33 protein-coding genes are annotated in these 21,639 nt (G+C 34.8%); 9 read left to right on the forward strand and 24 right to left on the reverse strand.

Going from position 1 to position 21,639, the window contains the following annotated elements; all coding sequences use genetic code 11:
- Positions 1-78: 78 nt before the first annotated feature.
- From BLR11_RS00985 to BLR11_RS01055, 16 genes are all read right to left on the reverse strand, one after another.
- Complete coding sequence (locus tag BLR11_RS00985) at positions 79-960, reverse strand: AAA family ATPase (protein ID WP_091647388.1); 882 nt, start codon at positions 958-960, stop codon at positions 79-81.
- A gap of 15 nt (positions 961-975) precedes the next feature.
- The gene (locus BLR11_RS00990; protein ID WP_091647390.1) at positions 976-1,383 is read right to left on the reverse strand and encodes a hypothetical protein; all 408 of its coding nucleotides are present in this window, start codon (positions 1,381-1,383) and stop codon (positions 976-978) included.
- A gap of 33 nt (positions 1,384-1,416) precedes the next feature.
- Positions 1,417-1,845, reverse strand: coding sequence for a RusA family crossover junction endodeoxyribonuclease (locus BLR11_RS00995; protein WP_245675046.1), 429 nt, complete (start codon positions 1,843-1,845; stop codon positions 1,417-1,419).
- A gap of 247 nt (positions 1,846-2,092) precedes the next feature.
- Entirely contained in the window at positions 2,093-2,335 is a 243-nt protein-coding gene (locus BLR11_RS01000) for a hypothetical protein (protein ID WP_091647391.1), read from the reverse strand.
- A 214-nt stretch (positions 2,336-2,549) separates the two neighbouring features.
- Positions 2,550-2,948, reverse strand: coding sequence for a single-stranded DNA-binding protein (locus BLR11_RS01005; protein ID WP_091647393.1), 399 nt, complete (start codon positions 2,946-2,948; stop codon positions 2,550-2,552).
- Positions 2,949-2,992: 44 nt separating this feature from the next.
- On the reverse strand, positions 2,993-3,307 hold the full coding sequence (locus tag BLR11_RS01010) for a hypothetical protein (RefSeq protein ID WP_091647395.1): 315 nt from the start codon (positions 3,305-3,307) through the stop codon (positions 2,993-2,995).
- Complete coding sequence (locus BLR11_RS01015; protein WP_091647396.1) at positions 3,300-3,854, reverse strand: replicative helicase loader/inhibitor; 555 nt, start codon at positions 3,852-3,854, stop codon at positions 3,300-3,302. Before BLR11_RS01015 ends, BLR11_RS01010 begins: the two co-directional genes overlap by 8 nt.
- Positions 3,844-4,707 (reverse strand): conserved phage C-terminal domain-containing protein, encoded by an 864-nt coding sequence (locus BLR11_RS01020; RefSeq protein ID WP_091647398.1) that lies wholly within the window; start codon positions 4,705-4,707, stop codon positions 3,844-3,846. Before BLR11_RS01020 ends, BLR11_RS01015 begins: the two co-directional genes overlap by 11 nt.
- Before the next feature lie 3 nt (positions 4,708-4,710).
- Complete coding sequence (locus BLR11_RS13900; RefSeq protein WP_143006381.1) at positions 4,711-4,986, reverse strand: hypothetical protein; 276 nt, start codon at positions 4,984-4,986, stop codon at positions 4,711-4,713.
- Entirely contained in the window at positions 4,943-5,521 is a 579-nt protein-coding gene (locus BLR11_RS01025; protein WP_091647400.1) for a hypothetical protein, read from the reverse strand. Before BLR11_RS01025 ends, BLR11_RS13900 begins: the two co-directional genes overlap by 44 nt.
- Positions 5,521-6,384: a hypothetical protein gene (locus BLR11_RS01030; RefSeq protein WP_091647401.1), complete on the reverse strand. Its 864-nt coding sequence runs from the start codon at positions 6,382-6,384 to the stop codon at positions 5,521-5,523. Before BLR11_RS01030 ends, BLR11_RS01025 begins: the two co-directional genes overlap by 1 nt.
- Positions 6,385-6,396: 12 nt before the next feature.
- On the reverse strand, positions 6,397-7,401 hold the full coding sequence (locus tag BLR11_RS01035) for a DUF1351 domain-containing protein (RefSeq protein ID WP_176762819.1): 1,005 nt from the start codon (positions 7,399-7,401) through the stop codon (positions 6,397-6,399).
- A 15-nt stretch (positions 7,402-7,416) separates the two neighbouring features.
- On the reverse strand, positions 7,417-7,698 hold the full coding sequence (locus BLR11_RS01040; RefSeq protein WP_091647404.1) for a hypothetical protein: 282 nt from the start codon (positions 7,696-7,698) through the stop codon (positions 7,417-7,419).
- Between the two features lie 89 nt (positions 7,699-7,787).
- Entirely contained in the window at positions 7,788-8,024 is a 237-nt protein-coding gene (locus BLR11_RS01045; protein WP_091647406.1) for a hypothetical protein, read from the reverse strand.
- On the reverse strand, positions 7,978-8,223 hold the full coding sequence (locus BLR11_RS01050) for a helix-turn-helix transcriptional regulator (protein WP_091647407.1): 246 nt from the start codon (positions 8,221-8,223) through the stop codon (positions 7,978-7,980). The genes BLR11_RS01045 and BLR11_RS01050 overlap by 47 nt, the downstream gene beginning before the upstream one ends.
- A 68-nt stretch (positions 8,224-8,291) precedes the next feature.
- A complete protein-coding gene (locus BLR11_RS01055; RefSeq protein WP_091647409.1) occupies positions 8,292-8,507 on the reverse strand; it encodes a helix-turn-helix transcriptional regulator in 216 nt (71 codons plus the stop codon).
- A gap of 145 nt (positions 8,508-8,652) precedes the next feature.
- On the opposite strand from BLR11_RS01055, the gene BLR11_RS01060 reads away from it, so the two are divergent.
- The 6 genes from BLR11_RS01060 (at position 8,653) to BLR11_RS01085 (ending at position 13,259) form a co-directional block, all read left to right on the forward strand.
- Positions 8,653-9,045 carry a helix-turn-helix transcriptional regulator gene (locus BLR11_RS01060; RefSeq protein ID WP_091647410.1) on the forward strand — a complete coding sequence of 131 codons (393 nt, stop codon included), beginning with the start codon at positions 8,653-8,655 and terminating at the stop codon, positions 9,043-9,045.
- A gap of 10 nt (positions 9,046-9,055) precedes the next feature.
- Positions 9,056-9,499: an ImmA/IrrE family metallo-endopeptidase gene (locus BLR11_RS01065; protein ID WP_091647412.1), complete on the forward strand. Its 444-nt coding sequence runs from the start codon at positions 9,056-9,058 to the stop codon at positions 9,497-9,499.
- A gap of 118 nt (positions 9,500-9,617) precedes the next feature.
- Complete coding sequence (locus tag BLR11_RS01070; protein ID WP_091647414.1) at positions 9,618-10,247, forward strand: hypothetical protein; 630 nt, start codon at positions 9,618-9,620, stop codon at positions 10,245-10,247.
- Between the two features lie 27 nt (positions 10,248-10,274).
- The gene (locus BLR11_RS01075; RefSeq protein ID WP_091647417.1) at positions 10,275-10,892 is read left to right on the forward strand and encodes a polysaccharide deacetylase family protein; all 618 of its coding nucleotides are present in this window, start codon (positions 10,275-10,277) and stop codon (positions 10,890-10,892) included.
- A gap of 42 nt (positions 10,893-10,934) precedes the next feature.
- On the forward strand, positions 10,935-11,891 hold the full coding sequence (locus BLR11_RS01080; protein ID WP_091647418.1) for a hypothetical protein: 957 nt from the start codon (positions 10,935-10,937) through the stop codon (positions 11,889-11,891).
- A 132-nt stretch (positions 11,892-12,023) separates the two neighbouring features.
- On the forward strand, positions 12,024-13,259 hold the full coding sequence (locus BLR11_RS01085) for a tyrosine-type recombinase/integrase (RefSeq protein WP_091647420.1): 1,236 nt from the start codon (positions 12,024-12,026) through the stop codon (positions 13,257-13,259).
- 290 nt (positions 13,260-13,549) lie between these two features.
- Here the strand turns inward: BLR11_RS01085 and BLR11_RS01090 are convergent, their stop codons facing one another.
- From BLR11_RS01090 to BLR11_RS01125, 8 genes are all read right to left on the reverse strand, one after another.
- A complete protein-coding gene (locus BLR11_RS01090) occupies positions 13,550-14,233 on the reverse strand; it encodes a DNA-methyltransferase (protein WP_218118680.1) in 684 nt (227 codons plus the stop codon).
- Positions 14,234-14,397: 164 nt separating this feature from the next.
- Complete coding sequence (locus tag BLR11_RS01095) at positions 14,398-17,415, reverse strand: STAND family AAA ATPase (protein ID WP_091647423.1); 3,018 nt, start codon at positions 17,413-17,415, stop codon at positions 14,398-14,400.
- A gap of 324 nt (positions 17,416-17,739) precedes the next feature.
- Positions 17,740-18,225, reverse strand: a complete 486-nt coding sequence (locus BLR11_RS01100) for a hypothetical protein (RefSeq protein WP_091647425.1) — start codon at positions 18,223-18,225, stop codon at positions 17,740-17,742.
- A gap of 34 nt (positions 18,226-18,259) precedes the next feature.
- A complete protein-coding gene (locus BLR11_RS01105) occupies positions 18,260-18,508 on the reverse strand; it encodes a DUF6275 family protein (RefSeq protein ID WP_091647427.1) in 249 nt (82 codons plus the stop codon).
- Positions 18,509-18,521: 13 nt separating this feature from the next.
- Entirely contained in the window at positions 18,522-18,869 is a 348-nt protein-coding gene (locus tag BLR11_RS01110) for a hypothetical protein (protein WP_091647428.1), read from the reverse strand.
- Positions 18,870-18,900: 31 nt separating this feature from the next.
- On the reverse strand, positions 18,901-19,491 hold the full coding sequence (locus tag BLR11_RS01115; RefSeq protein WP_176762820.1) for a GH25 family lysozyme: 591 nt from the start codon (positions 19,489-19,491) through the stop codon (positions 18,901-18,903).
- Positions 19,492-19,509: 18 nt separating this feature from the next.
- Positions 19,510-19,791, reverse strand: a complete 282-nt coding sequence (locus tag BLR11_RS01120; protein ID WP_091647347.1) for a hypothetical protein — start codon at positions 19,789-19,791, stop codon at positions 19,510-19,512.
- A 247-nt stretch (positions 19,792-20,038) separates the two neighbouring features.
- The gene (locus BLR11_RS01125) at positions 20,039-20,242 is read right to left on the reverse strand and encodes a helix-turn-helix transcriptional regulator (protein ID WP_091647432.1); all 204 of its coding nucleotides are present in this window, start codon (positions 20,240-20,242) and stop codon (positions 20,039-20,041) included.
- 139 nt (positions 20,243-20,381) lie between these two features.
- Between BLR11_RS01125 and BLR11_RS01130 the strand changes: the two genes are divergently transcribed.
- The 3 genes from BLR11_RS01130 (at position 20,382) to BLR11_RS01140 (ending at position 21,598) form a co-directional block, all read left to right on the forward strand.
- The gene (locus BLR11_RS01130; RefSeq protein ID WP_091647434.1) at positions 20,382-20,804 is read left to right on the forward strand and encodes a helix-turn-helix domain-containing protein; all 423 of its coding nucleotides are present in this window, start codon (positions 20,382-20,384) and stop codon (positions 20,802-20,804) included.
- Complete coding sequence (locus tag BLR11_RS01135) at positions 20,804-21,067, forward strand: hypothetical protein (RefSeq protein WP_091647435.1); 264 nt, start codon at positions 20,804-20,806, stop codon at positions 21,065-21,067. The genes BLR11_RS01130 and BLR11_RS01135 overlap by 1 nt, the downstream gene beginning before the upstream one ends.
- A gap of 96 nt (positions 21,068-21,163) precedes the next feature.
- Complete coding sequence (locus BLR11_RS01140; RefSeq protein WP_091647437.1) at positions 21,164-21,598, forward strand: hypothetical protein; 435 nt, start codon at positions 21,164-21,166, stop codon at positions 21,596-21,598.
- Positions 21,599-21,639 lie beyond the last annotated feature (41 nt).

Here is a 21,639-nt window from a genome sequence, read left to right on the forward strand (position 1 = left end):
TTACAATCCTTACACTGTTTAGATGATCCTGTTATGGTTTTAGCACTCTTTTTTATAGTATTTTTCATTAGCTGCCTCCTACAATAACCCGCTTAAAATACACTGTTTATGTAATCTAACAGCCTCATGTTCTAAATCGCTGTAAGACGTACATTGTTCTATCTTTTCCTTATCAAAGGGTAACTGTATCGCTTTTCGCTTCATATACTTTTCAACATACATTTCTTTTTGCTCTATTGTCGGATCTGGGAATGAAAGCACTACATCAAACCTACGATGTACTGCACTATCCAATAAATCATCACGATTGGTAGCTGCTACAAATACAACGTCTTCAGGCAATCGGTCTAAGCTCATTAACAGACTATTAACAATATTGTTGTAAGCTCGCCCGCTTGAGGCTGTATCATCTGTCCTTGATGTACCCAACGTATCAAATTCATCCAGAAATAAAAGCCCCTGCGAAGGAATATTCTGGATTAAATTTATCACGTTCTTTTCAGACTCCCCTAAATGCGAATCGATTAACTCATTTGTGATGGCAATATACGGTGTAATCCCTAAATATCCGGCTAAGGCAATGGCAAAACTGGTCTTACCGTTGCCCGGCGGTCCAACTAACAACACCCTGTTACTATTTGTTAATCCCTGTTCCCGGAGTTCTTTGCGATAGGACCATTCTTTACGGATGTTTTCCAAAAACTCAATGATCGTATCGTTCAGTAATAGATTATCCATGGAAACTTCTTTATAGGTCTCACAAACAAACGGTTTTAATGCCTGCGGAAGTTCAATTAATTTGCCGGTATTATTTTTATAAGAATCATATATGCGTTGTAACCGATACGCACCATTTGTATTTCCTAACTCACTGATCATTCGGTTAAATCCAATATCTATTTTTTGTTTATCTCCATCCACCAATGAGCAGATTAAATCAAATACCTGATCCTGTTTCATTTATTTACCTCTTTTTTATAACGGATGAATGCATTTGGAATTTCTAATAATCCCCTTATTATTTTCAATAGAACACAGCTCTTCCTCTTTTATCTTGCATCGTAAACAAAATGAACTAAGACGGATATGTTCCCATTTCCAACATCGGATCATCTGCCGTGGTCTGAATGTACCGGCTTGCTTTCTACGCCATATCTTATTCCATCCACGTTTGTGCCATTCAGCAGCCGCTCTGGATCTAGCAATATTTAATGCACTTACACGTTCCAAACAATCATCATACTGTAAATCAGTACATGTCCGTTTATTACATTTTCTAGCAGCGAATTCACATTTACGGCCAAACTTCTTAAAAAAATGCTTCTTGCAAATACTCCATTTATCTTTTCTAATGATATATTCATCTATGGTTTCTTTTTTCATTGTTTCCCCTCCCACTAAATCAATAGGATACTCTTATGCCCGACGCATATTTTTAAGCACGTATGGATCAAGCGTATAGGCAATGCCATCCGTTGGCACAATTTCTATCCCAATATCTACATGAGGATTCTGCTTGTCTATCCCTGCTATCCGGCTGTCACCAAAACCAACAACCAGTCTGTCATTTGCAAGGATCGCCGCTTTTTCCAATATGTCACACGTTGCCTGTAGCAATCCTATCAAGTCCGGCCATGACTTTCGATTTGGCATATAATACAACGCTGTCATAATGACAGGGCAGTCAATTGTATTTTCTTTATGCCTGACTTTTAATTGCCATAAAGCCGATTCTTCATATGCTGCATACTGCTTACTTTGCATCAAACTATTTTTTGTCCGCCTCATACTGTTCTTTTTAGTTATCGGACGACCTGTAATTGTAAATGTATACGGTTGATTCACTTTCTAATTACTCCTTTAACTGTTATTTATATATACAAAAATTTACTAACTATCTACTTTTCTTTTAAATATTTTGTACTATAATGGAGCCAAGCAGAGTTCCATTCATGCAAAAACTTCCAAATTATGACAAATCAAAAGTTCCACACCTGCTAATCTTCCAATGAAACTCTGCTGTAAGACAAGATATGTGAAGACAAACCACGTATCTTGTCTTTTATTTATGTTGATGATGTATTCATCCGTTCTATTTAACCCCATTATTTTCACCATCCATTGGCATAGTCCATGTTCTTTTCCCCTCTGCAATAGCCTGATATATAGCATCCCGTACTTTTTCTGGATCTTTGTATTTTCCAAGCATATCAAACAGGTAATCATGTTCTAATGAATCATATCCGCAATAAGAAAATATCTCATTATTATGAATTTCAACCGCTATGCTCTTATCCAGATTTACAATGTTTCCATCTTGTGTTAAAATCCACATTTCCCTTCACCTTCCTAGCAATATCATCATCGTTAAATAAATTTACTGCCCCGTCCTTTGTGGTAGACCATCCGCCGGTACGTCCGCAGTGGTGACATACCAGACGATATATCGTAATGCCGTTGCTACTATTTACTTCTAAACAGGCACTATACCCACATTTACAACTCGTTTTCTTTGTAGTTTTCATAATTATTTATGAGTACCACCTTTACTAAAATGGGATTTCTTCTTCATTTACATCAGACCCGTAGTGATCAAAACTACTGTCATTTTTTTGTATTTTTTCATCATTCGTTATATTTCGGCTGACATAATCTGCAATAATTTCAGTTACGTAGCGTTTTGTACCATCTTTCGCCTCATAGGATCGGGTACTGATTCTACCTTTTACTAATACGTTGTCACCCTTAGTCAACATATTCCCCACCGATTCAGCAAGCTTGCCCCAACATACCACATTCAGCCAATCCGTTATTTCTGTCCCTTCCCCATTGGATTTCACGTAGTTTGATGCAGCAGCCACACTAAAGCTTGCCACGGCTTTGCCGTTTGCCGTAAACCGCAGTTCAGGATCTCGTCCCAGATTTCCGCTTATAATTGCTGTATTCATACATAGTCCTCCTTAAAAATCTCCTATCATCGAAAATTCGCAATTCATTCATGGTGAACGCTTTCGCCTTCGATTTCCGCCACAATACAGCCAGTAAACTGATCTATGTCCAATACTGCCTTCTGCGTTACAAGCGTACCTGTCATTCCCTGCCAGTTCACGTACTGTACTTGATTATTGTCATAGGCAAAGGCGATTTCAGTATAGTTATCACGCAGCATCTTTTCTGTCAGTTCCGGGAAACATCGTTTTGCATATTCCACTACTTCCGGACGCATTTGCATTTCTTTCCGGAATGTACCCGTCTTAATGCTGTTAAAAATATTTTTTATACGGTCTGGCAATTCTCTGTTAGTCATCCTCATGACCTCCCATACATTCACCAATTCGCTGTAATTTAGATTCTTTTGTTGCCGATATCGGAATTTCATATACTCCCAGTTTTCTATCAAGAGCATTTTCGCTATGCCGGGTACACGCAATTTTATAGGTATCTCGAAATTGAGCCCTGTATGTACTGCTTTGCCGTGTTTCCATCATGCAGAGATTCCGCCACCCCATGCTTTTCACTGTTTCCGCTATTTCAGGAGTAGAGAATTTCGGAGCTTGATAAACAAAGCAAATTCTGACTTGCTCCATCACTTCTTCCCAAGCTTCGTTCATATCTTTTTGTCTGGTCCCGTTAACCTTGGTGATCATCTTTTCAGCCGTTTCCCGTATTTCTGCTACCGTGGGAAGAAATTTCGATGTACATATCAGTTTCTTAATTGCCTTATCCAGAACAACGGGATGAATATCTCGTAACATATCTGCATAAAACTTCATTTGTGATTTTGAAAGGCTGTCCCGATAAGCAAGCTGTAATCCTGATAAAGCCTTCACTACCTGCTGATCCCTAGTTTCCATTTTGTTCTCCCATCTCGTCATACAGTTCATTGACAACATCGATAGCAGCTTGTTTGCTGTCTTCTTTTCCTGTACTTACTTGATTCAAATATCCTTCAAATTTATTACTAAAGAGTGTTTCTGGACGGAGATACTTACTCATTTTGCAGTCTCCGGCCCAGTCAGCAACTTTCTTATCAATGACAAACTTAAAATCGCTGACAGCAAACCCTTCTTTCATTCTGGATCGTATTAATTTCACTGTCAGAGGGGTATTCGGTTTATACCGTGTTCCGACCTTATCATTCAAATAATCGATAATCTCAGTTATTTCACCGTGATGGTTTTCTATACCGCAAACTTCTTCAACCTGTTCAATTACCTTTGATTTTGATGAATCCGGTGTATCACACTCGCCCTTTATATATATATTATTTTTATTATTAGTTATATTAGTATTTTGTATATTAGTATTTTGTTGTGTGCGATTTTCCAACGTAGGTTTTTCCACGATTGGATTTTCCAACGTAGGTTTTTCGGACATAGGTGCCTGCGTCTGATTTTCCAATATAGGCTGTTCCGGTTCTTCTCTGATAATATATTCGGTTCCATCCAGACGGCCCTTGTCATCTCTAGCCCGTTCCATAACAAGATATCCACATTCTTTCAGTTCGTTTAGAGCTGTTCGAATGCTGTTTTTCCCGTCTTTAGAACAATACGCCAACCCTTCTATGGAATAATCCCAATCAGGCGGTAAACTAAGCATAAAAGCCAATAATCCTTTCGCTTTAAAAGATAAGCGTTTATCCTGCAATAGTTTATTGGATAATATTGTAAAATTTTTTACTTTTTCAACTCTTATTTTTGTCGACATATATTACCTCCGGCCGTGCCAGCGTTCTCCATACAATTTAGTTAGATAGTCACGACAAATTTTTCTTATTTTAGCGACCGCCCCAAAATGCCGCTGTTGATGACAGGCATAGCAAAGCGTTACACCTTCTTCGATACAATCATTTTTAAGACCGCTGCGTTCATGATGGAATTTAATGCCATTCGGGACATATACTCCGCAGACAATGCACTGATGATGATCTCTATCGTGGATATCATTGTTCAGTTTTCTTAGCTTTTTCCCGCTGAGTCTCATCATGCTCGCCCCATTCCTGCAATAAGCCATCAACATATTCCCGTGGTTCGGTTGCTACGCCTAACCGCTGCGCTTCATCAAGCAAGCAATTAATTAACCTTGTCATTTCTTCTACGGTATAGGTACTGCTTCCGTGATACATGGCAACAATGGTATATCCCTTTGTGTTTTTGCAGGGGCCTAAAACTTCACTTACCCACCCCAAGCCTTTGCTTCCCCATCTCCGGCACCATTCATCTACAACATCATCCCGCACCGGTACCGGAACAAAATGGCCGCAATCTTTAATACAGGCACGATATACATCTTCTTTGCTGTGATAGCTGCCGTCCTGCGATAACTTTTCAGCGATCCGCTGCGTTAACACCCAACAATACGCATTCGCCTGTAAGGATCTTTTCCGATAGGGTTTCTTGATTTCAATGCTGTATTTTTTCTTTCCGTCAAACTTGTTTATCTCTTCAGATTTAGGTGCCGTAATAACAAGGGCCGTTCCTAATGCCCCTGTTATCGTCTGCACTGTTGCTGTAAATTTCATTACCTATTCACTGCCTCTTTATCCTCGGCTTCCGCCATAGCCGTATCGAGAATAAAATCAATATTTTCATACATTTCTTTTGCCTGTTCAAAGGTTAATTTATTAATGCTGTTAACTCCGTATTCTTCTTGTATAATCGATGGCAGCCTGTTTGCCATTTCTTTTACATTCGCGGCCTTCACAATTTCAATCAGGTAATGATTCCGCATTTTTATATCATTGGCAGCATTCGAGGTTACATCATTCGTCTGTTTTTCAGCCTGAGCCCCGCTGCTTTGCGTTTTATTTTCTTTTCCTATACTTTTATCATCGTTTTGCTTCGGTACCGTTACAGCCGACTTCACGGGTGATTGTAATGAATACCTGCTTTTCCCTTTGCTGTCTACAATGCTAAGTTCCGTAAATTTCCGGAGTGTTTCATCATACTGAATGCTTTTTACGTAGAATTTCGCATAGGAGGTCGTCTTTCCATTACTCCGTGGCACTATTTCCGTCTTATCCAGTAAGATAAAGATAGGCGGAACATCATATAATTCTCTGCCGATTCCCCAACAGGTACCCGCACGCTTAAATGCATCGCTTGCCTGTCCTTTTTCTGCTTCTGTCTGTGAAGGAACGCCGACATCCTGTTTAGATATCCACGCTTTTTTGCTCTCGTCCCACACTGCTATAGTACAGAACAGATTGTTATTTACCACTTGGTGCTCCCGCTGCCAATTCATCGGCCCGAATACTTCATCTAAAACCCGCATATCTACACGGGCGTTCTTATACAGTAAAACCAACGCTTTATTATTCTTGGTAATCATTTGTATCCGACATTCAATGTCATTTGCCGTTAAAAGCGGTATTTTTTTATCCATATTTCCCACCTCTTACTCTTCAAGCGTTACGTCATACACCCGGTCAAACCCATCAATCATTTGACAAATGAGTTGATCCTCTCTTTCTGAAACGTGGACTCCGTATATTTTAATGACCATGGTTTTACATACAGGCAGCGCGTCTTCATTTTCAATTGGGGAATTGTCCTTTTGTATGACTTCCTGCGGTTCTTTTTGATTGATGGTTTCCTGTTCTGCCTCTAATGCCCGATGCCATTCTTGTTCCTGCGCTAATTTTTCTTGTTCGGCACGTTCAATGGCTTGCTGTTCTATCTCATGCAATGTCTGCGCCTTGCCATATATCAACTGCTTTAACTCGGTTATTGTCCGTTCGCTTAAAGATGATTCAGGAATAACATCACTCAATTTCATGGAAGTACTTAATCTGTATTTTTCATTTGCCATGCTGACCCATTCATTGGCCATTTCAAGCCGTTCTTCCAATAATTTTTTTCTGTCGTCATCGGCTTTTTGTAATTCCATTAATCTGCTGATTTCCCGATCAATGCCAATCGTTGTTTCGCTGTACTTGGAAGTCTTGTTATACCAACGGGTATCACTAACAAACTGTTCTAAATAGGTTTGACGCAAACCAGCAGCCGCTGCCTTATTTGTTATTTCGTCTGCGATTTGCTCGGACAAAACCGCTTGTCTGTGTTCTTCATACCTATTAAGCTGCTCACGCAACGGCACTTCCACTTCAGAAACAACCTGAAGTAACTCTTTTACCTGTAATTCCAAGGTATTGACCGGCTCTTTTAATTTGTGTTTTGCTTTAGTTTGAAATTTAGTAATCGCAGTACGCAGGGAAACTACTTCCCGCAGCGCTTTCGACATATCCTCTTCATTTTCATCGGTAACCACTAATCCATGATATTTTTCTGTTACGGCTACCAAATAATTTTTGACCTGCTCGTGATTCCAATCAAAGACTAAATCCGCTTTCATTAGTTTAGGTTCTATTGGCACGAGTGTTGGCAATGCGTTTACGGCCATACTGATCATCCTCTCCTATTCTGCTGATACACTTTGTCGAGCAATTTCTAATTCGTCCATTTCAGCACGGATATCATCTACAATCACTTCAAGTTTTGTTAACGATTCATTTAGTCTGGATTTCGAGTAATCATTTTCGGCATTATTTCTCATATCTTTTGCAACACCATCTAGCTGTCCGCTGATATAGGATAGTTCCGGATACGAATCTCTTATCCGCTGTATGGCACTATTGGGTAATCTGTCTGGATCTATTCTTTTATTAAAATCGTTTCTGTACATGGTGCAATTCATCATTTTGAATCCCCCTTTAACTATTTATTGTTTCGTGGTAAACTATTCACAGATTTAATTTTTCTTAGTCGCCTCTGCCAAGGCGGCTTTTTTTATGTCAGATCATAAATAATTCTACAAAGCAATAAAATTGTTACTGCCGATACAACTAACACCGCATAATACTTTGCCTTTAACTTATTTAATTGCATTTTTAACTGCAAACTTAGCTGTGATTCCAAGGCTTGCTGCACGTCAATATAATAGATAGCTTTAGGTGGTTCCCTAGGGTTGTTATATCCCTTAAAGTGCCACGGTATTACGATGTCCTCTTTCGGTTTTACTGCCATTTTGTTTAACCTCCTTTTCTTTGGCCATACTGTCAATCCATGCCCGAATCTGCCAACCGGCAAAACGAAGCTGACTATGAGGCGTTGCTTGAAAACATGGAATTCTTCCGTTTTTAGCCATGGCATATACGGTTGTCGTTGCTATACGCAGTTCCTTTGCCACACCTCTAGCTGAATAAATCTGTCCTTCTACAATCATGAAAAACACACCTCACTTTCTATATTTTTTCTGTTATCAAATATGTCTACTCCTTTTTACACGATGTTTTATATACTTGTATTTCCGTCATTTTCTTTTAAAAAATTAAGATCGATATTTAAAAGATTACCTAATCGAGAAAGAAGTTTTAAGCTGGGAGTATATCTACCACGTTCAACATCTGCATAATAAGCTCGTGATACTTCAGCTTCATCGGCAATTTGCTGTTGAGTCTTGCCAATATTTTCACGTGCTTTTTTTAACATTTTTCCAATCTCCTTCATTATTAATCTCCTTCCTACTTGTATTTTCGTTCTTAATGATTATTGTATTGTATTTCCGTCTTTTTGTCAATGGTATTTCCGTCAAAAATGTACTATAATTTATATATAGACGGAAAAACCGTACAAATAAAAGGAGGCATTATTAATGGCTACTATTGGAGAAAACATAAAAGAGGCTCGTAAAAAAGCTGGACTTACTCAAGTAGAATTAGCAAAACTAACAAACCTCTCACGTTCCTATATCGGAGATATAGAAAAAAATCGTTATAACCCCAGTGTTTCTACATTGAAAGCAATTGCTAATGCAACAAATGCACCCTTAGATACAATTATTATCTCCGAAAAAGTAAATCCAGAAAAATCAGAAAAGGTGCCTGCGGATTTAAAAAAATACTTAGAGCAATCAGAAGTAATATTTGACGGAGATACATACAACCTAACTCCAGAAGAAAAGGATATGGTTATGCAGTCGTTAAAAGTCGCCTTTTATGCTGCCAAACGTGCCAACAAACGCAAAATAGACGACAAAACTAAGTAGGTGTCGTCTATTGCGAAAAAATATTAAATTACGTGTTAAAAATCTTGTACGGAAAATGGGGACCTCTAATCCCATGCAAATTGCTAAAATATTACGAATTCCTATTGTATATACTTCTCTTCCTGATGATATTCTTGGATACCTTACCCACCCACTCCGCCGAAAAACATTTGTTCTGAATAATAAACTAGATGAACGAGAAATTCCTATTGTTGTTGCTCATGAATTAGGACATGCACTCATGCATGGTACTATTGGATATACTTTCCACACGGACACAGTAAATTACTGTCGTGCCCGTAGCGAATATGAGGCAAATATATTTGCACTTTATTTATTGTCATATAGTTATGATATAGATCCACGATTGCTTCAAGCAGCTCCTCGTTATAAAGATATTATGACCCATCGAGAAGCACATTTTTTATTATGCAGGTGTATTGAAAGATACTAATTAGAAGAAACAGTATAATAACATTGTTTCCTTTAGGGAATATATATTAAACTGTTATAAAATAATTAGTGCAAATGCATTTTATGTTATTTGGCGAAATTGATAAAGAGGCATGTCTATGAAAAAAACATTTTATGTAATGATTTTTGTTTTATTATTATTTGTAACTGTATCTAGTAATGTATACGCCGATGATTGGTATAATATTGGGTATTCAATTGGACAATCTATAGGAAATTCTCCAGCTCAAGATGACAAATCATTTTATAAAGATGATAAATATGATTTTACTCATATAAAAAAAATTTGTGTCGTCTCCACAGTACCCCCCCAATGCTATGCCTATATATCAGATCCATATATAACCCAAAAATATACAAATTATATTAGCCATTCTTTTGCTGATATATGCAACATGTCCTCTGCGAATGAAGCCGGTGATGTTTTTACAGCATTATATTCCGATACCTTGAAACCAGGAAGCACTGAATTTAATTCTGCTTATATTACATATATACGTAAAAATTATGATGCAGTACTTTATGTGAATATTTACGCATATAATCAAAATGAAGGACTCGGAAATGTTTTTATGGATTTTCGGCTTATTGATACAAAAACTGGAAAAGATGTAATGTATTATAAAGACATGAGATTAAATGCACCCCGTTCAGATAAGGAAGGCATGATTCAAAGAATTACAAACACATTTAGAACTAAATTTAAAAAAGCAAAAAATAACTACTAAATATCATAATAAAGAGGAGATAATTTAATGAAAAAATTATTCATGACACTCACATTTATTTTATTAGCTATTCCTGTTTTTGCTTCTGTCGAATCTGGATATCAAGAAGATACTAACATGCAATTATCCTACCCTCTTGTGTATATAGACAATGCGGATGCACAAGAAAAAATCAATACTGATATTGCTAGCTATGTAGAAAAAACAAAAGCTGATTATTACAGTGGTTGGTATAAAGTAAAATTGTCCTACACTGTAAAATATGAAGATAATCATACTTTATCCATTATACTAACTAAATTAAGAGATGGCGGGGGTGCTCATCCACAAGAACATTATTATGGATTGGTATATGATAAAGACACCGGAGATCGAATTCCAATATCTAATTTTGTAAATATTGCCAGTATTGATCAGTGGAAAAGACTAGCCGGTAGTCAAATTTTTCCTGCATACAATTGGCAATGGAAGCAAATTTATCTAATGCACCAACCAACTAGAATAAGTAATGACTATTATTTAGTCGGGCAAGGTATTTTTTATATGATATATCAGCCATACGAAGTATCTTCTTATGCCAACGGAATGATATCTGTTGAATTTAACTCATCCAATATTGATTACTTGAATAGATTAAATAACTAATAACTAATGCCTACAAATTTACAATAAAGGAGCTCTTATCCAATGAGACTTAGTGAAATTCAAAAAATTATTGAAGAAAATAAAGATTTATTATCTATATCAATTGACCCCATTCCTCGTGATAGCAATTTATGTATGGTAAAAAACGTAACAAATGTATTAATAGCATTACATAAGCTAGAACGTATTCCCAGTTTAAAAGAACACATTAATATAATAACAAGTATTCCCGAAATTTCCACAATACATACATCTAACCAAACTGTAGTTGCAAATGCTAATTGCAATAAGTTCAATAATGAATTAGCAACATTGAAGATTGAATGTAATGCAATATTATCGCTTGCAAACAATATTTTGCCTACAATGGATAAAGATATGATTTGCATAAAATTACCAGAAGAATCAGATCTTAAGACTTTAAGTGATATAGCTGATAATTTTTCTAAACTTTTCACAGCAGTATTAACCGTTCCCGAAATTGAAGGAAACATTAAATTTGTAGGTGTTGAAGCGGGGTGTTCATGGTTATATATAAAAATGACAGGGAAGATAATAGCTATAATTAATATAATTATAAATAATATTTATAATGTATTTAATAAGTACATAACAACTAAAAAGGCTAATCTAGACCTTCAATCTCTAGAAAAAGATATCAAAATTAAGACATCAGCAAACATAGATATAGAACAGGTTCTTCATGCTCTATGTGAAAAAGCAATAAAAGAAATAAATAACAATGAATTGAAAAAGTTAGATGAAGGAGAACTAGGAAAATTTACTCGTACAATGGAAAATCTAGTAAAAATATTAGAAAAAGGAATGGAAATACATCCATCCCTTATGGCTCCTCCCGAAATACAAGAAGAAAAAAATAATCAAATTTTACTTCTCCAAAAACAAATTAAAGCTATAAAACTTCTTGAGTTTACACCAAAAACATCTGAAGAAGAGAGTTCCTTGGAAGACAATTCTGATAATTCAACTGATGTATGACAGAAAAACCTCACCATGCTATCAACATGATGAGGGGAAAACGCAATCGCACCACTCGCTAAAATGGGCTGATTACTTCCTAAGTATATCATATCAGCCCTTTATTTCACATACTCAAAGGAGCTGATTTTTATGATAACTCAAAAAAGTGGAAAATATTATGTTATCATCAATTACAAAAGTATTTCAGGTAAATGGAAAAAAAAATGGTATCAAGCCGGAACAGGAATTCGAGAAGCAGAACGCCTTGAACATAGATTAATCGTAGCTCGTGATAGTGGAGAATCAATTTTAGACAGAAATACTGCTCCCACGATACACGAATTTTTAGATCAATGGTTGGATACATCTATAAAACCACCATCACATGCACTAGGAACCTATGAAAATTATAAATATTGCTGCACCAAAATCAATAAATATATCGGAAATGTTCGAATTGATAATTTAAAAGCTTTTGCTTTAACAAAGATGTACAAGAAAATGATGAATGATGGCCTATCTGCATCATCTGTTCGTATTATTTATAGAGTGCTGAGAACTGCATTAAATAAAGCCGTTAAATGGGACATTATATTCAAAAATCCAGTACTTTCTTCCGATGCACCAAAAAACACCGAATCACCAGCTCAGGCTTATGATCAAAATCAGGCTATCTTATTATTGCGCCAATCTGAAAAAATGGGGATTTTATATAATCTAATTATTTCATTAGGAATGTTATGTGGGCTTCGAGGCTCAGAATCCTGTGGACTTCGTTGGCAAGATTATGATAAAAACGCAGAAAAACTTTTTATTCGACACAACCTTTGCCGACGAGACATGACCGGTTTTGATACTACTGCATACGAATATTGTGAAAAGGCAGGTAAAAGCTGGCATGTGCTCGATACAGTTAAAACAAAAGCCTCAGAGAACACCATTAAATTACCAGAATATGTATGTGAATTATTAGATAAACGAAAATTGCAATATGAGACATATCACCTAAAACTCGGACAGGCTTATCATGATGACAATTTCATTTTATCAAATGATATAGGTATCCCATATGACGTTCATTATATCTACTTTGTCGTACATAAAGTAATTAACACCTATAATAATGCTCACCCAGATGACCTCCTACCTGTCATTCGTGCTCATGATCTCCGCCATACCGCTGCTACATTATTACTTGAATCTAATATTGACATAAAATATGTTAGCCGACAATTACGCCATTCATCCACTACGATAACACAAAATTTATATCAACATGTTACTGACAGAATGGCATCCATTACCGCAGATGCCATGGAAAAAATTGCACGACCAGAAAAAAAAGATGCTAATCTTTCTACCGCAGTTTCTACCGCAAACCATTAAAACGCGCATTTGACAACCATCTCATATAATTAAAGAAATGCGTCAACCATGCACTATAAGAGACACACACGAACACAAAAAAACAGCCTCTGCTTTGCTCTTAATCAGGGTGTCCAGGGTTCGAGCCCCTGGTGGTCCACCATAAAAAGTATGATAACCATGCCGTTTGCGCGGCATGGTTGTTTTTGTATATACGGGAAAAAACAGCTCATCTACACCCTTATCTACACCTTTTGTAAATTTTTTGCATTATGCACAAAAAAGGTCCTATTTAAAATAGGGCCTTTTAGCTATATAGCATTCATTATTCTTTTCTCAGCAATATCATAATATACTTCAGTCTTCTCAAATCCAATATATTGCCGGTTATGTTTCTTGGCTGCCACGCACGTCGTACCGCTTCCCGCAAATGGATCTAAAATAACTGACCTTTCCGGAACAATTTGTACCAGTTCTTCCATGAGTGGTGTCGGCTTTCCGGTCAAATGGAACTTATCTTTTTGTTTTACTGGAAAATTAAAGCAGCCGGGATACGGTCCTGCATGTTGAGCTTTAGGACACTTTCCATTCGTGCCCCATACAATGTATTCACATTGATGTCGAAAATAGCCTTTGTGCGGGGCTCTCGCCCCAAGTCCTTTATTCCATGCTACAATACCACGCCATATCAAGCCGCCCATTTGCAGCGCATCTGAAGCCGTCGGCATTTGTCGCCAATCAGTAAACATAAGAAAATACCCACCCGGCTTAAGAATCCGCTGACAATCCGTAATCCATAATATACACCAATGCAGCCATGAACGTTGATCCATGGTATCACCAACAAAATCCGGACGATGGACAATTTTATTATCTGATTGTTCATATTTGCTGGACGGACTTTGTGCCCGTACATTTGCAGTTTGTCCACCACTACAGTATGGCGGATCTGTAATAACTGCATCCACGGAATTATCTTCAAGCTGCTGTAACAATTCGATGGAATCACCGCATATAATTTGATTTAAAAATTTCTCGTTCGTTTACAACCACCTCATAATAATAGATTCTGACTAGTCTAGTATTAGTATAACATGATAGTAATTACAATACAAACATTTGTTCTTATTTTAAAAAGTGTATTAGGATATTCTTTCTATTATATTTTTTCTTTCTGTAAAGAAGACATTAATAAGTTTGTTTTTGTGTGTTTTCCTAAAAAAAATTTGTCTATTATTTGTTGACGTTTAGTATATGACAATTGTGGATTACACATCAAATGTTTTCGTGCGATAAGTCCCACTATATAATAAGCTTTAACATCAAAATTTTTGATTACCTTTTCCGCCTCTTTTATAAATTTTTCAGTATCTCCTAAATTTTCAACTATCATTAATCTTTCTATATTTTTATTCAGTTCTTTATATTCTTTTGTTAACAAAAGTTCAATTGTTCTTTGACTTGTACAAAGTTCAGAAAAATGATCATATGTATTCAATATCATTGAGAGTCCAAATTGAGAAAACATTTCACGTATATCTTCTTCATTATATAAAACACCTTCTTTTTTCTCAATCTTTTTTTTCTTAATAATTTTTAATAATTTCTCACATATTATATCAATTTGTTCATCAATAGGTTCTAACATAGCAAATACAATTTTATGTGGATATGAATAAATCAATTCAACTAAATGTTTTTTTTGCTCAAGTAGGATGCTACTATTAAAAGCAGGTAAAGCTTTACATATCATTTCCGTATATTTAATAGCTCTAATAAGTCTGTAGGGATATTCATCAATATCTTTTTCATTATATTCAAATAATCCTTTTGCCTCAATAGTACAATCCTGATATTTTCTTTCTTCAGCAATCTCTTGGTTTTGTTTCATATTGTCATGATCTTTTGGCGTTGGAGTTGTTATTCGATCAAACTTACGCTGTTTTAAAAATGATATATTGCTTTCATTTAAATTAAATTCCTTCCATGGATAAAGAAGTTCGCCAGCATATTGAGCAATTAACATTACAATTTTTGTATTACCTGACAAATACGAAATAAATAAAATAATATCTGAATTAATACCAAAGCAAATATTTTTAAGCGCATATTGTATCAATAAATTACCTGTAGACTTATCGTCTTGTAAAACTCTTAAAAGATGCTTAGCTATAAAATATGCTAAATAATTTTTATTTACAAAATAAATTGAACAATCCTCCGTGTTTTTAAACAATTTTGCTTGTTCACCAATTTTTAATATCTGTGCTAAATATACATTCATGCCATAGAGTGCATTATATTTGTCAACAATATCTCGTACTTCCTCTTGCTTTAAAATGTCTTTGCGGTGTTCATACATATATCCTGCTATTTTTTCAAACACGATAAAATCCTGATTAATATCAGCATCTTTAGATACTCTCATAATAGAAGTATGTAATTCATATTCAAATATTTGACTAAAAATTGCCTCCCCTTTTGTATAGTCACAATAATGTTCTTTAGTAAAGTAATCTGTATATCTAATAATAAATCCAGGATTTAATGAAAACAAATTACTATTATTATAAACCAATCTATCAATTAGCTTATTTACCCCGTCTGCATCTTCACTAGTATATGTACTATTAAGTAAACATATTTTTTTCACAAGTTGACTACGTTTTTCTGCAAAAAAAGGTTTTATTCTTAATTCTTCAAAATAATCAGCTTTAACAATTTCGTTTTCAACTAATTCTACAATATTTTTTCGTTCTTCATTTGCACTAAAAATAATAAAATCAAAATTAACTTCAATTACTTTTTGCAATTGTTTTTTATTTTCTTCTTTTAATTGTTCCCATCCATCAACAATTAAAACTTTTTTATTTTTTTCTGTTTGTTGATATTTTTCAAATAAAATAGAGTTATCACCATATTGATCCTCAAATAATCGTCTAATAAAATTTTTTGAATTAATTTTAGTTGCAGAATCAATAAAAAGAAACAATGGCAACTTATCCTTGGTCATAACCAAATACAGATACTTAAGAAGAGTTGATTTTCCAGAATTAGATTCTCCTAAAATTAATATTTTCTTTTTCTGATCAATATATTCAAGTAACGCTTCACCCGTTTTTATTTCTTCATATTTACCAAATTCATTTTTATGTTCGCTAATTAACTTAGGAAAAACAAAATATTGCGTAAAATCTTTTGAATAGTAATAAATATCTTCCTTCATTGTCTTAACATAACTTTGCAATGGATTTAATTTTCTAGTTTTACTTAGAAGATTTTTATTTTCTATTACCAGTTCATGTATAAATATTTTTTCTCTATAATTCCAATTAAATATATAGCCACAAAAAGTATTATCATCTGTATTAATGATAATACTATTAAATGAATCAGAAAAATTTAATTCAGAAAAATTCATTGCTCCTGCACACGATATCCAAGTCTCAAAACTTTCCTTATTTGAAATAGCTTTTGTATCGGCATAATGGTCATGACCTAATAATAGTATTTCCGAATTACTCAGAATTGAATGTTCTAAATTGGATTTATATCTAGGATTAAACCATTCCCATCCATGATGCATTATTGTTATACATAAATTTGCCTCATCATCCTTATCTAAAACGTTCATTTTATCTTGAGGAAAATAATGTAATTCCTTATCATCAGGATTAAGTGTAGAAAACAAAGCCGTATTAATCAAATTAAATTGTATACAATAATCCTTATATCTACAAAAGCGTTTATCAATAATCTTATCATTAGGTTTTTTAAAATTCGCATGAGAATAAGTATAAAAATTATCAAGTAATTTTATTTCATTTTCAACAATTGATTCTATACAATTTTTATCATAATAACCCTGTATAATAATATTATCTCTTACTTCTTTCGTTAAAGTTAAATCGTGATTTCCAGGTACAATTAACATATCAATAAATTTTTGATTATTTTTTTTTTTTATTCCCGCAATTATTTTTCCTATCACATATCGAGATTTCTTATATTCAGTAATTTCACCTGAATATGCTAAATCTCCAGAAAAAGCAATAATATATTTATCGATATGACTCAATACATTTAGAGAATTTAAAAATTTTTCTATCTTTTCATTTATAATTTGATCTTTATCATTAACATGAAAATCACTAATATGAACAATCGCCAATTTCATATTCAAACTCCCCTTCACGCTAAATTTAACAAAATTTTATCAAACTAAAAACATACAATATAATTTAAAATTATTATACACTTCTTAATAAAAATAAAAAAGAGCTTCTATCTAAAAGTAAGTACTCAATATATTATCACTTATACACCGTATGTAATAATTTTCATTTTAAAACAAATGTTCCACATTATAACTCATCCAATAACCTATTGGCCATGTTACAAATTGAATTCGTATAATTCCACAAAAATAAACCCCGGAACTCTCCGGGGTTTATAAAACAGTAAATTTTTTTGATATATGAAATGCTATCTAGAATTTTTCTTATACTAATTTATCATGTATCACAACACCCACCAAGATACCGCATCCGGCAGCCCACATATCACGCTGCCGCTGCAAAACACTAATTTTATGTTCCAGTCCCTTGATTTGCTTGGTCAACGTTTGCGATAATACTTCGTTCTGCTGCAATGCCTGCTCGGCCTGATTCAACGAGATTGTTGCATTCGCCAATTGTGTCTTGATTAGATTGAACTGACTCTTGCAATCGGTCAGCTGACTGTTGAGCGTCATCAACGTCTGTTCCTGCCCTGTCGAGTTCTGACTGAGCAGATTTAATTTGGTCTGCAGCGTTGTCAACGTCATGTCCTGCTGATTTATCGTTTCTTTCAATTTGTTCCACTGTGTCAATTGCACTACGACCGTCTGCGGTTCCTGCACTGTTGTAGTGTCGGTACAATAACCAGCCACCGGAAGCGACAAGAACAACAAGCAACACAGCAATAATCCAAGTTTTTTTATCCACATTAGATTACCTCCTTAATATAATTATTGATCATTTTTATTGAACTGTAAAATTGTTACATTTTTTATATACATCGACGTATGTTTCGTTTTTATCCCCATTATGCGTGATTTCATAATACATAGTACCTTTCATAAGGTCTACTATTGCCAATGCCTTCCAATTCTGCAATGTTTTACAAAACCATACTATATGTACGTGGTCTGTGCCAACTGGTTTATCTCCTGGAACTTTACCATACTCATTGAAATAATCGGCTATAATTTGTTTTGCTTTTTCCTGCATACATATCACCTCCTTAGAAAAAGAACAGCCGATAAATAATAGCACCGATCCCTATAATCTCAATTCCGTTTACCATGATGTTCCCATACTTTTCACGGAAAGACGTTTCCGCCGTAACAATTTGGGTTTCCGTTTCCTTGGCTTCTGTCTCGATTTGAGCAGTCAAGGATTTTTCTTTTTCTTCCAGCGATGCAATTTCATCCTTGAACAGCGTTTCCCCGGCTGCAATCAATTCATCTTTTTTGGCCCGAACCGTAGCCAAATCCTGTTCTACTGTAGTGTTAGTTGCTGGCGTATCCTGTACAGTTGCTTCCGGTATTGCTGCATCTATTGTCTGTACTGCATTTACTTCTTCTAACATAATTATTACCTCCTAATTGTTAACCATAAAATTATTCAGGCATATCATTCCATTGATCCGTATCAACATTCACTCCGTCAATATTCCCATTTTCACTATCCTGCCATGCTGCCATGTGCTTGTTCGGATATTGAGATGGAAAATCACATTGCGATACTCCATATTCTGCAATCCAATAGGGAACGTAGTCCGCTAATAAGTTTGGATTGATTGCATTGGTTGCATCACCAAATTTACCATCACTGGCATACACACCACACTTCAACCCTGCGTTATTGACGGTACAAATAAACGCACTGCATAATGCCGTAGTATCTACGCCATCTGCAAAGCATTCGTCAGCTTCAATATCGTACCATATACCTAAAGGAGGCACACGGCCACATAAATAACTAAGCAAGTCGTTTGCTTCCTGCTCTGCTTTATCTGGTGTCGTAGCATGGGTAAACAGATATACGCCCCAAGGTAAGCTTTCGTTTTCTACATCCTGCAAGAATGTTTCAAAGTCAGCATCTTCCTGCTGCCCTTCTTCAATTTTGATGACAACGCCATCTACACCGTTATTTCGTAAATCGTCAAAATTAAGACCTTCCTGCCAATCAGATATGTCAATTACGTTCATGTAAATCATCTCCTAGTTTCATTTATTATTACCTCCATTTTGTTGTTTTATATCCGGAAACACTCCCCTAGGACTATTAAGTGCCGAATTAATTAAATGGGTAAACAAACCGACAAGTCCCGCTCCCATAGCGGTAAGCCCTTGCCAACAACTATCAATAGGAAATTTCATACCGTATAACCCTTCTAACCAATATCCGACTGTCCATGAAAACAACACATCAACCGCGCCAAAAACACCGATTACCATGCAAATATCAGCTATATTTTGGTGTATCCATCGTGCAAATTTAAGGAACATGTAATCCCTCCCTCGGCGGCAACTCAGAAAGACGCATCATTTCTTTATATTTTTCTTCCATGACACTATTTTGTCCTAAGCTTTCATACTGGTTATACAAGTTTTTAAAATTAAGATGGGTATTCATATTTAATGAGAAGCACAAGCGTAAGTTTGTCTACCTTACCATTTAGTTGTTTTAGCAACTGAATTGTTTGTTCATTTTCTTCCATCTTCTCTCACCTCCTCTTTACCCAAATATTACGCTTTAAGTGTAATATTTGGGTAAAAAAATAATTTCGGAATAAGGAAAGCCATATAACTTTTCTATTTTTTTGAGCATATGAACATCTGGATATGTTTTGCCAGGTTCATAGTTTTGTATTGTATATACACTGACACCAAGTGCTTTTGCGGCATCAATTTGTCGCATTTTTTTATTCGTTCTAGCGGTTTTTAAGGTAATTCCCATGTCGCCACCTCCTTTCTGTATACGATTATATTACACTTAAAATGTAATATAACCATTTTAAGTGTAATATTTTAATTTTTATATTGATTTTTTCTGTTTAAAGTGTAATATAATACATATAAAAAGGAGGTATTGTTTTATGAGCTATTTAGGCAATAAACAAGTTATGGCGGATAACATAAAATATTATATGAAATTACATGATAAAAGCAGAGCTGAGATATGTAAAGACTTGGGGTTTAAATATTCTACATTTTCCGAATGGCTAAATGCTAAAAAGTATCCTCGAATTGATAAAATAGAGATATTGGCTAATTATTTTAATATTAATAAATCCGCTCTCGTAGAAAAACACTCTCCTACAACAAACATAGCAACACCAAATTCACAATCCGTCGGCTACTACAACGATCCAGAAGTTGCTATTCTTACCGAAGCCCTTCGTACCAATCCCAACGGAAGAATTCTTTTTGATGCATCTAAAAATCTAAAAAAAGAAGATATTCAATTTATCGTAAATATGATTAATGAATTAAAGAAAAAAGAAGGTATCGATGATTAATGAACGTGATTCTTATATACAAATCTATGCCAGTTGAGATTAAGGCATTAACCCATACAAATACAGATGGGACGTATACTATTTTTGTTAATTCTCTCGTCGATCATGATGTACAAGTAAAAGGTGTTTTACATGAAATAAGCCATATTCAAAATGGTAATTTTAATTCCGACGCCCATGCAGATGTCTTAGAACATTTATTACACAATCATGAAATCAAAGAATCCGATTTACCCGATATCCAATTCTTCGTTGTTGCTTAATCTTTTTAATCCAATGTAAAAATGCTAGCCAGTCAACAATATTAGAAAATATTTTCATCTATTAGAAATTATTATTTAGAAAGAAGATGGCAAAGTATGAAAAAAATATTAATGATTATTTTTACAGCTATTTTTATGGGAATGTCTTTATTAGCAGGAGGATGTGGTGATTCACAACCCAAACAATTAACACCTGCAGAACAATTAGAAAAAGATAAGGGTGCGATCATATATACTGTACAACAGTATGTAAAACAAAATTTAAAAGACCCTGACTCTGCTGATTTTAAACAAGATGATACAGCACAACTTGAAAATTATAATGGTAAAAATCTTGCCTTAGTTATAGGTAGTGTAAGAGCTACCAATAGTTTTAATGCACATTTACTTCAAAAATATGTTGTGGTTGTTGATCGGGATGCCCAAAAAGTTATTGAATATGGACTAGGCAATCAAATGATTATTGATACAAAAGAAGGACAGGACTTCATGCAACACATAATTAATAAACATAAACAACAACAGCCATAAAAAACATAGTAATTTACTTGCAATATAAAAAGGAAGGAATA

The organism is Megasphaera paucivorans (assembly GCF_900103535.1).
Classification (GTDB): domain Bacteria; phylum Bacillota; class Negativicutes; order Veillonellales; family Megasphaeraceae; genus Megasphaera_A; species Megasphaera_A paucivorans.